Annotated in this window: 1 protein-coding gene; it reads right to left on the minus strand. The window is 46.4% G+C overall.

All coding sequences use genetic code 11. The features are described 5' to 3' along the window. Nucleotides 1-357, minus strand: a 357-nt coding sequence (locus CWM53_RS23345) for a tyrosine-type recombinase/integrase (RefSeq protein WP_413773720.1), incomplete at its 3' end; no start/stop codon positions are given. Nucleotides 358-483 lie beyond the last annotated feature (126 nt).

Consider the following 483-nt stretch of genomic DNA (forward strand, 5'->3'; position numbering starts at 1 on the left):
TTCAGGCCTGATGGTAGGCATATTCTTTTTGACAGGTGCCTGGAATACTTTACGGATCTTAGCAGCGGGGTTAGAAAGTATCAGACCATCATTTACCGCGTAATCCATCACCTCGTTGATACGCTGAATAACTCGCTTTAATGCTTCCAGTTTGCCACTGGCTTCAATCGGATCCAGAGCCGTAATGAAGTCACGAGCAACCAGACTGGTGACAGGACGGTTGCCAATCCAAGGTATTACATGCTTTTTTAGCGATCGCCAAATATCTTTAATGGTGTTAAGTGCCAGTTGCTCTGTTTTTTTCAACTCATACCAATCAGCAGCTACTTTAGCTAAGGTGTTTTGGCTGGCAATCAAACCGGCGGAAAACAGGCAACAAAAAACCCGCAAACTCAGAGAGAGTGCGGGCTCTTGTGGGGTTACCGGTCGTTAACGAAACTTACCGGTGAATGATTTGGTCGGCACGAGAGGATTTGAACCTCC

Source organism: Klebsiella sp. A-Nf5 (assembly GCF_002810545.1).
Taxonomy (GTDB): Bacteria; Pseudomonadota; Gammaproteobacteria; order Enterobacterales; family Enterobacteriaceae; genus Klebsiella; species Klebsiella variicola.